Annotated in this window: 12 protein-coding genes; 5 read left to right on the top strand and 7 right to left on the bottom strand. The window is 60.3% G+C overall.

Annotation, left to right across the window (positions count from 1 at the left end; all coding sequences use genetic code 11):
- Positions 1–48 precede the first annotated feature (48 nt).
- A complete protein-coding gene (locus tag PMI31_RS09040) occupies positions 49–972 on the top strand; it encodes a LysR family transcriptional regulator (RefSeq protein WP_043302300.1) in 924 nt (307 codons plus the stop codon).
- 131 nt (positions 973–1,103) lie between these two features.
- On the opposite strand, the gene PMI31_RS09035 is transcribed toward PMI31_RS09040, so the two are convergent.
- The 3 genes from PMI31_RS09035 to PMI31_RS09025 form a co-directional block, all read right to left on the bottom strand.
- Entirely contained in the window at positions 1,104–1,832 is a 729-nt protein-coding gene (locus PMI31_RS09035) for an aspartate/glutamate racemase family protein (RefSeq protein WP_008017624.1), read from the bottom strand.
- Between the two features lie 56 nt (positions 1,833–1,888).
- Complete coding sequence (locus PMI31_RS09030) at positions 1,889–3,430, bottom strand: NCS1 family nucleobase:cation symporter-1 (RefSeq protein WP_008017623.1); 1,542 nt, start codon at positions 3,428–3,430, stop codon at positions 1,889–1,891.
- 548 nt (positions 3,431–3,978) lie between these two features.
- Complete coding sequence (locus PMI31_RS09025; protein ID WP_007971943.1) at positions 3,979–4,719, bottom strand: phosphoadenylyl-sulfate reductase; 741 nt, start codon at positions 4,717–4,719, stop codon at positions 3,979–3,981.
- A gap of 172 nt (positions 4,720–4,891) precedes the next feature.
- On the opposite strand from PMI31_RS09025, the gene thrH reads away from it, so the two are divergent.
- Positions 4,892–5,509: a bifunctional phosphoserine phosphatase/homoserine phosphotransferase ThrH gene (gene thrH / locus PMI31_RS09020; protein WP_008017622.1), complete on the top strand. Its 618-nt coding sequence runs from the start codon at positions 4,892–4,894 to the stop codon at positions 5,507–5,509.
- 84 nt (positions 5,510–5,593) lie between these two features.
- Here thrH and pabB read toward each other — a convergent pair whose 3' ends face one another.
- The 4 genes from pabB to rloA form a co-directional block, all read right to left on the bottom strand.
- Entirely contained in the window at positions 5,594–6,937 is a 1,344-nt protein-coding gene (gene pabB / locus PMI31_RS09015; RefSeq protein WP_008017621.1) for an aminodeoxychorismate synthase component I, read from the bottom strand.
- 218 nt (positions 6,938–7,155) lie between these two features.
- The gene (locus PMI31_RS09010) at positions 7,156–8,142 is read right to left on the bottom strand and encodes an alpha-L-glutamate ligase-like protein (RefSeq protein WP_008017620.1); all 987 of its coding nucleotides are present in this window, start codon (positions 8,140–8,142) and stop codon (positions 7,156–7,158) included.
- A complete protein-coding gene (rloB, locus tag PMI31_RS09005; protein WP_008017619.1) occupies positions 8,142–9,677 on the bottom strand; it encodes an osmotic stress tolerance membrane protein RloB in 1,536 nt (511 codons plus the stop codon). The genes PMI31_RS09010 and rloB overlap by 1 nt, the downstream gene beginning before the upstream one ends.
- 5 nt (positions 9,678–9,682) lie before the next feature.
- A complete protein-coding gene (rloA, locus tag PMI31_RS09000; protein ID WP_043302299.1) occupies positions 9,683–10,219 on the bottom strand; it encodes a retropepsin-like aspartic peptidase RloA in 537 nt (178 codons plus the stop codon).
- A gap of 297 nt (positions 10,220–10,516) precedes the next feature.
- Between rloA and PMI31_RS08995 the strand changes: the two genes are divergently transcribed.
- The 3 genes from PMI31_RS08995 to prpC all read left to right on the top strand — a co-directional run bounded on the left by PMI31_RS08995 (position 10,517) and on the right by prpC (position 13,405).
- Complete coding sequence (locus tag PMI31_RS08995; RefSeq protein WP_008017617.1) at positions 10,517–11,236, top strand: GntR family transcriptional regulator; 720 nt, start codon at positions 10,517–10,519, stop codon at positions 11,234–11,236.
- Positions 11,233–12,123, top strand: a complete 891-nt coding sequence (prpB, locus tag PMI31_RS08990; RefSeq protein WP_008017616.1) for a methylisocitrate lyase — start codon at positions 11,233–11,235, stop codon at positions 12,121–12,123. The genes PMI31_RS08995 and prpB overlap by 4 nt, the downstream gene beginning before the upstream one ends.
- A gap of 154 nt (positions 12,124–12,277) precedes the next feature.
- Positions 12,278–13,405: a bifunctional 2-methylcitrate synthase/citrate synthase gene (gene prpC, locus PMI31_RS08985; protein WP_008017614.1), complete on the top strand. Its 1,128-nt coding sequence runs from the start codon at positions 12,278–12,280 to the stop codon at positions 13,403–13,405.
- The last annotated feature ends 44 nt before the right edge of the window (positions 13,406–13,449 follow it).

The raw sequence follows: 13,449 nt of genomic DNA, 5'->3' as shown, positions 1-13,449 counted from the left end.
ACCATGGTTGAGATAGTCTGTGTAAACCAAAAGTTTATAGTGGCGTCTATGGAAACCTTCAGCAGTATCGAATGCTTTGTGCGCAGCGCCGAGGTCGGCAGCTTTGCTGAAGCGGCGCGCCGCTTGAGTCTGACCCCGGCGGCGGTGGGCAAGAGCGTCGCCAAACTCGAGGCACGCCTGGGCGTCAGATTGTTTCAGCGCAGCACGCGCAGCCTGACCCTGACGGAGGCCGGACAGTTGTTTCTCGGCGAAGTCAGCGCCAGCCTGCACACGATCCAGAATGCCGTGGCCAATCTCGCCAGTGCCGGAGGGCAGCCGGCGGGTACCTTGAAAGTCAGCATGGGTACGGTGTTCGGCTGCTTGTACATTGTGCCGATGCTCGGCGAGTTTCTGCGGCGATTCCCGGCGATCAACCCGGACTGGCACTTCGATAACCGCCAGGTCGATCTGATCGGGCAGGGCTTCGACGCGGCAATCGGCGGCGGTTTCGAATTACCCCAGGGCGTGGTGGCGCGCCGGCTGAGCCCGGCGCATCGGGTGCTGGTGGCTTCACAGGCTTACCTGGAAACACATGGGTCGATCAGCGAGCCGGATGACCTCAAGCACCATGACGGGATTCTGATCCGCTCGCCGCAAACCGGTCGTGTGCGTTCCTGGCAGTTGACCCATCGCCATCAGCAGCACAGCCCGTTGACGCTCAAGGCGCGGATGACCATGAGCGATTCCGAGGCCGCCTGTGCCACGGCCGCGCAGGGGCTGGGCATTGCGCTGGTGAGCATGCCGTTTGCAGTGGGTTATCTGGAGTCGGGCAGGTTGCAGCGGGTGTTGCCGGACTGGTACATCGACGACGGTTACACCTCCATCTATTACGCCGAACACAAACTGCTGCCGGGCAAGACCCGGGCGTTTGTCGATTTCATCATTGAGCAGTTTGCCGAGCGGGGGTTGGGGCAGAGGTTCAGTGCGGTTTGAGCCAGGCTTAAGACCGAGGTGTTGCCATCGCGGGCAAGCCCGCTCCCACAGGATTTTGCGCCGTACCATGATGATGTAAACAACGCGAAACCTGTGGGAGCGGGCTTGCCCGCGATGAACGATAACGCGGTCTACCGGGCAAACCGAGCCGGCCAGCCAATGATGTTTTTCGGCCGCGGCGTTGCATAAGTCCGCACCTTCGATGTCGACAACCCCAGTCGCACCAGCGACTCGGCAATGGTCACCGCCGCCGTCACGCCGTCCACCACCGGCACGCCGGTGCGTCGGCGAATCTGCTCGTCCAGCCCGGCCATGCCGCCGCAACCCAGGCAGATCACTTCGGCCTTGTCCTGGGTCACCGCCAGTTCGGCCTGATGCACGATGGCTTCCAGTGCGCGCTGCGGCTCGTGTTCCAGTTCCAGCACTGCCAAACCACTGGCCCGCACCGAGGCGCAACGGTCCCAGAGGCCGGAGAGCTTGAGGCGATCTTCGATCAGCGGCACGGTGCGGTCGAGGGTGGTGACCACGGAATAGGCATGACCGAGGAACATCGCCGTGCTGGCGGCGGCATCGGTGATATCCACCACCGGCACGTTGAGCAGTTCCTGCAGGCCTTCACGGCCGTGTTCGCCGTAACCGGCCTGGATCACTGCGTCGAAGGGTTGGTCGTAGGACATCACCCGATCCATGACCGCGATGGCCGCCAGGTAACTTTCGAAATTGCCCTCGATGGAGTCGGCGCCGAAGTGCGGGGTGAGGCCGACGATTTCCGTGCCGGGCGACGCGACGGCTTGCGCCGAGCGGGCGATGGCCTGGGTGATGGATTCGGTGGTGTTGACGTTGACCACGAGAATGCGCATGGGGAGTCCTTATTGCAGGTGGTTCTGCGGCCCGACAACGTCGGGCCGCGACAGGATTAATGACTGACGTTGTCGACCGCGATTGATTCGCCACTGATATCGGCATAGTGCGGTTGGCGTTTGGCGATGATCAGGTAGAGCATTCCGGCGATTCCGGCACCGATCAGCCAGGAGAACGGCGACACGCTGTGGAAGCCCGGTACCAATGCCAGAACGATGGCGATCAGGGCGGCGGGAATGAACGCCGCCACCGCGCGCAGATTGACGCCGCGGCTGTAGTAATACGCGCCGTTAGGGTCTTCGCTGTACAACTGTGGCACGTTGATCCGGCCTTTTCGTACCAGCCAGTAGTCGACCATGATCACGCCGTACAACGGGCCGAGCAGCGCGCCGAGGCCGGACAGGAAGTACACGATCACCAGCGGGCTGTTATAGAGGTTCCACGGCAGGATCAGCACGGCGATGGTCGCGCTGATCAGCCCGGCGCGGCGGAAGGTCAGGTACTTCGGGGCCAGGTTGCTGAGGACGAACGCCGGGGCGACGAAGTTGGCCATGATGTTCACCGCCACGGTGACGATCAGGAACGCCAGGCAGCCGAGCACCAGGAAGAAGGTGTTGGGAATCGAGGCGATGATTTCGGTCGGGCTTTCGATGATCCGGCCATTGATCTGGAATTGCGCGCCGCACAACAGGACGGTGATGGCGGCAAACACCAGGATGTTCACCGGCAGGCCCCAGAAGTTGCCGACCTTGATGGTTTTACGGCATGGGGAAGAGCGGGCAAAGTCGCAGAAGTTGAGGATCAACGTACCGTAGATCGCCAGCCACAATGCGCCACCGGCAAAGATGTTGCGCCACATTTCACCGCCAGTCAGCGGCTCACGGATCGACCAGGCAATGGTCGCGTCGGCCTGGGTGTACATCCACGCGGCGAGGGCGGCGACGGTCAGCAGAATCACCGGGCCGGCAAACGCCTCGTAGCGCCGCACCATTTCCATGCCATAGGCAAGAATCGCCAGTTGCACGAACCAGATCGCGACGAAACACACCCAGCCCAGGGTCGACAGGCCCAGGATCGAGTTGTGGTCGTAGTCGGCGAACCCGGGATGGACCGCTGTCAACAACACGCGAAAGACTACGGACGCCAGGTACGTCTGGATACCGAACCAGGCGATGGCGATCACGGCGCGGATCAGCGCAGGAATCTGCGCCCCATGTATGCCGAAACTGATTCGGCTGATGACCGGAAACGGCACCCCGGTCTTTTGCCCCATGTAGCCGGACAGGTTCATGAAGCAATACACCAGCGCTGCACCGATCCCCAGGGACAGCAGGATTTGCCAGCCGCCCAGACCCAGGGCATACAGACCGATGGCGAAGGAGTAGTTGGCAATGTTGTGAACATCATTGGTCCACAGGGCAAAGATGCTGTAACGGCCCCAGCGCCGGCCTTCGGCCTTGGTCGGTGCGAGGTCTTTGTTGTGCAATCGGGGGCTGAGCACGACGGGGCAGTGATGCGCTTGATTGTCGGCGATGTGAGTGGAATGGGAGGAGGGTAGATCCAGCGCGATGTTGTTATTGGAGAGACTAGTACGCATTCCGGCAGGCTCCTGATGCTCGACATCGCGATGACTGTGCATGAGCGTTGGCTCGACAAATCTTCGTCGCGGGTGGCGAATATCATTGGTTACGGGGCATCTGCAGCCTGTACGGGATAGGGCGCTTCAGGCTTGCGGATCTAAAGTGTGTGTATGTTTTGATATGATTGTATACAAAACATGTATGCACTTAAGCCAGAACCATGCCAGTGGAGAGTTCTATGAAAGGCGCTGCTCATTTCGTTTTGTTATGGCTTTTCGCCAAGTTGCTGAAAAATAGTTAATTTAAATTGACCGATTGAACAGGTATTTATTTTACGAAGGGGATTCAGGAGGGCGTGGCGGCGCACGTCAGTCGGGGGAATGTAACTTTTGGGGGCGCAGAAACGAAAAGTGCACACATAAATGGCACCGATGGTGACATTCCTGTGTACACATTTTTGTAGGAGCGAGCTTGCTCGCGATGGTCGTCAACGATAACGCGGGGTGCCAGATACCCCGCTGCGTTCTCGGGTTCATCGCGAGCAGGCTCGCTCCTACAGGGGTATTTACGCTTTGGACTTGCTGATGATATTCCCCGCATGCAACCCGCATTCCTTCTGCGTCGCTTCTTCCCACCACCAGCGGCCTTCGCGCTCATGCTGGTTCGGCAGTACCGGGCGGGTGCAGGGTTCGCAGCCGATGCTGATAAAACCGCGTTCGTGCAGACTGTTGTAAGGCAGTTCCAGCATGCGGATGTAGCCCCAGATCTCTTCGCTGGTCATTTGTGCCAGCGGGTTGAACTTGTACAGGGTGCGTTCCGGAGTGGAGAACGCGGTGTCGATTTCCATCACCGCGACGGCGCTGCGGGTGCCGGGGCTCTGGTCCCGGCGCTGGCCGGTGGCCCAGGCTTTGACGCCGGACAGCTTGCGGCGCAGCGGTTCGATCTTGCGGATGCCGCAGCATTCGCCATGGCCGTCCTTGTAGAAGCTGAACAGGCCTTTTTCCTTCACGAAAGGTTCGAGTTTCGTGTAATCCGGCGACACCAGCTCGATGTCGATCTTGTAGTGCTCGCGCACCTGATCGATGAAGCGGTAGGTCTCGGGGTGCAAGCGGCCGGTGTCGAGGCTGAACACCTTGACGTTCTTGTTCAGCTTCCAGGCCATGTCCACCAGCACCACGTCCTCGGCACCGCTGAAAGATATCCACAGGTCATCGCCGAACTCGGCAAACGCGAGCTTCAGGATGTCCTGGGCGGATTTGTTGGCATAGGTCGTGGCGAGTTCCACGACGTCGAACGTTGGGCTCATCAGGGCGGCTTCCTACAGGTCGGTGGCGCTGGGCGCTCTATATGGGCCGATGGTAACAAAAAGCGGCACGGGCCGGGGCATCCTCTGCGTTGCGCAGGCAGGCCCGAGTCGCTAGAGTTCGGCAGTCTTTTGGCTCGCTCGACTCAATAATCAATACAAATGGGAGTGTCTTGTGGAAATTGCCTGTCTGGATCTTGAAGGTGTGCTGGTCCCGGAAATCTGGATCGCCTTCGCCGAAAAAACCGGGATCGAGTCCCTCAGGGCCACCACCCGGGACATTCCCGACTACGACGTGCTGATGAAGCAGCGCCTGCGGATTCTCGACGAGCACGGCCTGAAGCTCTCCGACATTCAGGAAGTGATCGCCACGCTCAAGCCACTGGACGGCGCCATCGAGTTCGTCGACTGGCTGCGCGAGCGTTTCCAGGTGGTGATCCTGTCCGACACCTTCTACGAGTTCTCTCAGCCGTTGATGCGCCAATTGGGCTTCCCGACCTTGCTCTGCCATCGTCTGATTACTGACGACAGCGGGCGAGTCACTGGCTATCAACTGCGTCAGAAAGATCCCAAGCGTCAGTCGGTCCTGGCCTTCAAGAGCCTCTACTACCGGGTGATCGCGGCGGGGGATTCCTACAACGACACCACGATGCTGGGCGAGGCCGATGCCGGGATTCTGTTCCATGCGCCGGACAACGTGATTCGCGAGTTCCCGCAGTTCCCGGCGGTGCACAGTTTTGAGGAGCTGAAGCAGGAATTCATCAAGGCTTCGAACCGGACCTTGAGTTTGTAGTGTTCTGAAGGGCGCCTTCGCTGGCAAGCCAGCTCCTACAAGAACTCCGCAATCCCTGTAGGAGCCGGCTTGCCGGCGAAGCTCTTAAAGGCTCTGCAACGTATCGAGTAGCACCTTCACCTTGGTGATCGACTCCTGATATTCGGCCTGCCACTCCGAGTCCGCGACAATCCCGCCGCCACCCCAGCAACACACCTGCCCGTCCTTGACCAGCAAACTGCGGATGGCGATGGAGCTGTCCATCTCGCCACGCACGTCCAGGTAAAGCAACGAACCGCAATACAGTCCGCGTCGGGTCGGCTCCAGTTCGTCGATGATCTGCATGGCGCGAATCTTTGGCGCGCCAGTGATCGAGCCGCCGGGGAAGCTGCCGGCGATCAGGTCCAGGGCGTCGCGGTCATCCGCCAGTTCACCGGTGACGCTGCTCACCAGGTGATGCACGTTCGGGTAACTTTCCAGGCTGAACAGTTCCGGCACCCGTACCGAACCGGTGCGGCAGGTCCGGCCGAGGTCATTGCGCAGCAGGTCGACGATCATCAGGTTTTCCGCGCGGTCCTTGGGGCTGGCCAGCAGTTCGGCGGCGTTCGCGGCGTCCTGCTCAGGCGTCAGGCCCCGAGGTCGAGTGCCCTTGATCGGGCGGGTTTCCACATGGCGCTGGCTGACTTTGACGAAGCGTTCCGGCGACAGGCTGAGTACGGCATTGCCGTCAGGCAAGCTCTGGAAGCCGGAAAAAGGCGTCGGGCACGCTGCGCGCAGTGCACAGTAAGCGGCCCACGGATCTCCCTGGCAGGGCGCGCGAAACCGCTGGGCGAAGTTGACCTGATAACAGTCGCCGGCCTGAATGTATTGCTGGATGCGTTCGATTGCCTGTCGATACTCGTCAGCGCTCAAGTCGGCAGTCATCGGGGTGAGCAGTTTGAATGGAGCGAGCCCTTGCGCTGCAGGCTGGCTGAACAGGTCGATCAGGCGCTGACGTTCGCTGTCGGGCAGAGTCGGGTGGAACACCAATTGGCTGGTCAGCGAAAGGTGATCGCTGATCAATGCCCAGCCGTACAGGCCGAAACGCGCGTCAGGCAGTTGCAGGTCGTCCCTTGCCTGGCTCGGCAGGCGCTCCAGATGCCGGCCGAAGTCGTAACTCAGGTAGCCGATCAATCCACCGGCAAACGGCAACTCATAAGGTGCCGGCAGGGTGGCTTCGCCCAGGCGTGTCAGGTTATCGCGCAGGCGTTGCAGGAAAGCGTCGCCACTTTCGTCGGGCGATACCGTCAGCTGTTCCAGCGGCCAGGCACTGAGCAGGTCATAGCGGCCGCGGTCGGCGCTGGGGCGGCCACTGTCGAGCAGCACGGCACCGGGCGCATGGCGAATCGCCGCGAAGTATTGGGCGGGGTTGGCGCGATAGGGCAGCGGGTGTACGGAACAGGTCAGCATGGGCAGGGGAGATCAGCCATCGAGGCGGGGTGGCGATTGTAGTCCCCTCGGAGAATTGCTCCTAGAGGGGGTTGAGTACTGTAGGAGCGAGCTCGCTCGCGATGGTCGTCAACGATAACGCGGTAAGCCTGATACCCCGCAGGGTTTTCAGGTTCATCGCGAGCAAGCTCGCTCCTACAAGAGATGGGCGTCAGTTCATCGCGAGCAGGAGAAGGGCCTCAACCCACGACCGCAGGAATATGCCCAAACATCTCCTGCACGAACGCCACGCGCTCTTCGACTGTTTCGGTCACGCCACGAGCCTTCAGGTCTTCCAGTCGTGCTTCCACCGCATGAGTGCGCGACGTCAGCCCGCAGTCATTGGCAATCTGGATATTCAGCCCCGGCCGGGCGTTGAGCTCAAGAATCAGTGGACCTCTTTCCTGGTCCAGGACCATGTCGACACCGATGTAGCCCAACCCGCACAACTCATGACAGCCAGCGGCAAGTTTCATGAAACCGTCCCAGTAGGGCAGTTGCACGCCATCCACGGCATTCGTGGTGTCCGGGTGTTTGTTGATGATGTTGTTCAGCCAGGTGCCGCGCAGGGTCAGGCCTGTGGCCAGGTCCACACCGACGCCGATGGCGCCCTGGTGCAGGTTGGCCTTGCCGTTGGACTGACGCGTCGGCAGACGCAGCATGGCCATCACCGGGTAGCCCATCAAGACAATGATGCGAATGTCCGGCACGCCTTCGTAACTGATGCTCTTGAAGATCTGGTCCGGAATCACCCGGTATTCAATCAGCGCCCGGTCGCGGTGACCGCCCAGGGAGTACAGGCCGGTGAGGATGCTGGAAATCTGGTGCTCGATTTCTTCATGGCTGATGATCCGGCCGGACACCGTGCGATAACGCCCTTCAAAGCGGTCGGCGATGACCAGGATGCCATCGCCGCCAGCGCCCTGGGCCGGTTTGATCACGAAGTCACGGCGTCCGCTGACGATCTCTTCGAGATTGTCGATTTCCTTCTCGGTGGAAATCACCCCATAGAGTTCCGGCACATGAATGCCGGCGGCAATTGCGCGCTCCTTGGTGATGATCTTGTCATCGACGATGGGGTACAGGCTGCGCTTGTTGTACTTGAGCACGTAGTCTGCGTTGCGCCGGTTGATCCCCATGATGCCCCGGGCTTCCAGGGCCTTCCAGGTCTTCCAGAAACCGAACATCAGGCGTCAGCCTTTTTCAGGAAGGCCTTGAAACGCACCAGTTCGGTCAGGCGATAACCGCGATAACGACCCATGGCCAGCATGAAAGCCACCAGGATCAGCAGGATCGCCGGGAAGGTGAACACGAAGTACACCAGTTCCGGCACGGTCATGATCAGGTGTGACAGGGACGCGGCGAATAGCGTGCCGATCGCCACTTTCATGGCATGGCCGCCGCCACGCTCTTCCCAGGTGATCGACAGGCGTTCGATGGTCATGGTCAGGATCACCATCGGGAACAGCGCCACCGACAAGCCGCGCTCCAGGCCGAGTTTATGGCTGAACAGGCTGATCATCGCAATCAGCACCACCACGAACGTCAGCACCACCGACAGCCTCGGCAGCATTTGCAGCTTCAGGTGTTCGAGGTAGGAGCGCAGCGACAGTCCCAGCGCCGTGATGATGGTAAACAGCGCGATACCGAAGCCGAGCTGGGTTTCGCGGAAGGCCAGGGCGATCAGCACCGGGGTGAAGGTGCCCAGGGTCTGGATGCCGATCAGGTTGCGCAGGATCAGGATCACCAGCACGCCGATCGGGATCATGACCATGATCATGAAAGTCTGCTGGGTCTGCAGCGGCAGGCCGTACAACGAGTACTCGAGGAAGTTGGCGTCGGTGTTTTCGTCGGTCAGCTTGGCCAGGCGAATGGCGTTCATTTCGCTGTTGTTCAGGCTGAAGGTCACGTTGGCTTTCTTGCCGCCGTCGACGGTGATCAGGTTTTCGTCGCCGGTCCACCACAGCAGGCGATCGGTCGGCAAGCCCTGTTCACCGGTTTCCGGGTTGAAGTACAGCCAGTCGGTGCCATTGAAACTGCGCAGCCACAGTTCCGGCATTTGCGGCTGGTCGGCCACCAGGCGAATGGTGTGGACCTTCTCGATCGGCACATGGGCGATGGACAGCAGCAACTCGACGATTTTTGCCTTGTGCGCGGTGGATGGATCGCCGGCCAGCAACAGTTTGACGTTGTCGTCGTTGAGGTTGTTGACCCGCTTGATGGCTTCACCGACGAAGGTTTCGACGTCGGCCGAGTGCTGGCGAATCGGTGCGAGCAGGGCTTCGGCGGCGATTTTTTCCGGGCCTTCGATGGTCATGCTGTCGCGAAAGGTCGGTCCTTTGATCTTGGCTTTCTCGCCGGAATAACGCTTGGTCAGCACCAGGCGGTAATACAGCGTCTGATTGCCTTTGGCCCGGCGTGCCGACCAGGTGACCTTGCGATTGCCGTCGACCCGGTTCACGGCCACGCCGTAGTTATTGGAGATGAAGCTCTCGTTGAGGCTGACGAAGTCGCGGCTCAGCGGTGGTACGAACATCTGGATCTTGACCGGGTCCTTGGCACTGGCGACGAACTCGACCTTGGCGTCGATGTTCCACAGGTCGTCAGTGGCGTCTTCGGTTACCGGAATGCCCAGCACGAAGATCTGGTAGGCCGTAACTGAAATGCCCAGCACCACCAGGATGGCGATCAGCAGTTTCAGATGAAGGGTAAGAGAGCGCATTTGAATTACTCGGCGGTATGAGCGTCGGTGGTGCAGGCGGGTTTGCCGGCAGCATATTTAAGGCTGGGGTCAACCAGTGCATCGAAGCGTTTGAGCGCTTCGGAGCCAATCAGTAGCGGGTATTGGAAGGCACTGCGGTCGGTCAGGTTGACTTCGATGCTGCGCAGGGCCGAGCCCATGCAGATATCCAGTTCGATCACCGGACGGGCGGTGTACTTCTTGCCTTCCTCCGGGTCGTAGTCGCTGGCCCGACGCTTGATCTTGCTGACACGGGCCAGCGGGCGTTCGATCGGGTGCGAATGGGCGGCGTCGATGGCCAGGTAAAAGCGCACCCACGACTCGCCGTTGCGTTTGAAACGTTTGATATCCCGTGCACTCAGGGACGCGGTTTTCGCCCCGGTGTCGAGTTTGGCCGCCACTTCCAGATCAATGCCATTGAGCGATGCGTACTCATTCAGGCCATACACGGTCTTTTCCCCGGCCATTGCGAAGCCGGGCAGGCAAACTAAATAAAGGAAGGCAGGGAAGGGCTTGAGTCTCATAAATCCTGGTGCGCAGCGGTCCGACTTGATTCAAGGCCCTGGCATCGCTGCGCAAGCTCCCTCGTATGCCTATCAGGGTTTTATGACAGGCAGTGCAGATGTGACAAACAAATGCGGGCGGCATTCTAGCACGGTGGTTTGATGGCGCCAGCGCTGGCGGGTGGCTATAAACAGTGTGGTTGCTTCGTTATGGTGCAGCCGGTTATCAGAAGATTGTCGACAATATCGATTTAGCCTTTGACTGTTCCGCCTGTATTCGTTAGTTTTTGCGGCATTGGCTCACAAGGTGTCGACAATATGCTGGATCAACTCGATCCCCCGGTTTTAGCGCAAGACGATACGGAGACCCTGTCCGAGAACGTCTTCCGTCGCATTCAGGCGGCTATCGTCAAAGGCGAGATCGCGCCGGGCAGCAAAATCTCCGAACCGGAGCTGGCGCGCACCTACGGCATCAGCCGTGGCCCGTTGCGCGAGGCCATCCACCGTCTGGAAGGCCAGCGCCTGCTGGTTCGCGTGCCGCATGTCGGCGCGCGGGTGGTGTCGCTCAATCACGCCGAGCTGCTTGAACTTTACGAAATCCGGGAGTCCCTGGAAGGCATGGCCTGTCGCCTCGCCGCCGAGCGCATGAGTGTCGAGGAAATCGACGAATTGCGTCGGGTCCTGGAAACCCACGAGCGCGATGAAGCGTTCCAGGCTGGTAGGGGCTACTACCAGCAGGAAGGCGATTTCGACTTCCATTACCGAATCATCCAGGGCAGCGGCAACCGCACGCTGACCCAAATGCTCTGCGGCGAGCTCTATCAGCTGGTGCGCATGTACCGCATCCAGTTTTCCACCACACCCAATCGCCCGCACCAGGCGTTCGCCGAGCACCACCGTATTCTCGATGCCATCGCCGACCGTGACGGTGAACTGGCCGAGTTGTTGATGCGCCGTCACATCGGCGCCTCCAAACGCAATATCGCCCGTCACTACCAGGACGGCGTTAACCCGACAGCCAAACGAGGTGAGTCATGAGTTTGAACAAGAGCACACCAGGCCAGCGTTTCCGCGATGCGGTCGCCAGCGAGCATCCACTGCAAGTGGTCGGCGCGATCAATGCCAACCACGCGCTGCTGGCCAAGCGCGCCGGTTTCAAGGCGATCTACCTGTCGGGTGGCGGGGTGGCTGCCGGCTCCCTCGGCGTGCCTGACCTGGGCATCACGGGGCTGGATGACGTGCTGACCGACGTGCGCCGTATCACCGATGTTTGCGATCTGCCACTGCTGGTGGACGTGGACACCGGTTTCGGCTCCTCGGCGTTCAACGTCGCTCGCACCGTCAAGTCGATGATCAAGTTCGGTGCCGCGGCGATTCACATCGAAGACCAGGTCGGCGCCAAGCGCTGCGGTCACCGTCCCAATAAAGAAATCGTGACCCAGCAGGAAATGGTCGACCGCATCAAGGCGGCCGTGGATGCGCGTACCGATGACAGCTTCGTGATCATGGCCCGTACCGACGCCCTGGCAGTGGAAGGTCTGGAATCTGCTCTGGATCGCGCCGCCGCGTGCATCGAAGCCGGCGCCGACATGGTGTTCCCGGAAGCCATCACTGAACTTGAAATGTACAAGCTGTTCGCCAACCGTGTGAAAGCGCCGATCCTGGCCAACATCACCGAGTTCGGCGCGACGCCCCTGTACACCACCGAACAACTGGCCGCTGCCGATGTATCGCTGGTGCTGTACCCGCTGTCGGCGTTCCGCGCCATGAACAAGGCTGCAGAAAACGTCTACACCGCGATTCGTCGCGATGGCACGCAGCAGAACGTCATCGACACCATGCAGACGCGCATGGAGCTTTACGATCGCATCGACTACCACACCTTCGAGCAGAAGCTCGATGCGTTGTTTGCCGCGAAGAAATAATGAACACCGTGTACCTGTAGGAGCGAGCTGGCTCGCGATGGTCGCCAACGATAACGCGGGAAATCTGATGCCCCGCGGCGATTTGATGTTTATCGCGAGCAAGCTCGCTCCTACAGGCTAGTTTCCCTAAAAAATTCAAGAATTGGAGACAGCAATGGCCGAAGCAAAAGTACTCAGTGGCGCCGGGCTCCGTGGCCAGGTAGCCGGGCAAACCGCACTGTCCACCGTGGGCCAGTCGGGTGCCGGTCTGACTTATCGTGGTTACGACGTTCGTGAACTGGCGGCTGACGCTCAGTTCGAAGAAGTTGCCTACCTGCTGCTGTACGGCGAGCTGCCGAGCAAGGCGCAACTGAGCGCCTACATCGCCAAGCTGGGCAAGTTGCGTGACCTGCCGCAAGCGCTGAAAGAAGTGCTGGAACGCATCCCCGCCGACGCCCACCCGATGGACGTGATGCGTACTGGCTGCTCGTTCCTGGGCAACCTGGAACCGGAGGCGAACTTCACCGAGCAACAGGACAAGACCGACCGTCTGCTGGCTGCCTTCCCGGCGATCATGACTTACTGGTATCGCTTCAGCCACGAAGGCAAGCGCATCGACTGCGTGAGCGACGAACAGTCCATTGGCGGCCACTTCCTGCACCTGCTGCACGGCAAGAAACCGAGCGAGCTGCACGTCAAGGTGATGAACGTTTCGCTGATCCTCTACGCGGAGCACGAGTTCAACGCGTCGACCTTCACCGCGCGAGTCTGTGCCTCGACCTTGTCCGACCTGTTCTCCTGCGTGACCGCAGCCATCGGCTCGCTGCGCGGCCCGCTGCACGGCGGTGCCAACGAAGCGGCGATGGAAATGATCGAGCGTTTCTCGTCGCCGGAAGAGGCGATCAAAGGCACCCTCGGCATGCTGGAGCGCAAGGACAAGATCATGGGCTTCGGCCACGCGATCTATAAGGACAACGATCCGCGCAACGAGGTGATCAAGGGCTGGTCGAAGAAGCTTGCTGACGAAGTGGGTGACAAGGTGTTGTTCCCGGTGTCCGAAGCCATCGACAAGACCATGTGGGAACAGAAGAAACTGTTCCCGAACGCCGACTTCTACCACGCCTCGGCGTACCACTTCATGGGCATCCCGACCAAGTTGTTCACGCCGATCTTCGTCTGCTCGCGCCTGACCGGCTGGGCCGCCCACGTGTACGAACAACGTGCCAACAACCGCATCATCCGTCCAAGCGCCGAGTACGTCGGCGTTGAACAGCGCAAGTTCGTACCAATCGAACAACGCTGAATGGTGGGGGCGCCTGCACGGGTTACTGAATGAACCGGTGGCCC

The organism is Pseudomonas sp. GM55 (assembly GCF_000282395.1).
GTDB lineage: Bacteria > Pseudomonadota > Gammaproteobacteria > Pseudomonadales > Pseudomonadaceae > Aquipseudomonas > Aquipseudomonas fluorescens_CC.
This window is presented reverse-complemented; position numbering and strand designations above follow the sequence as displayed.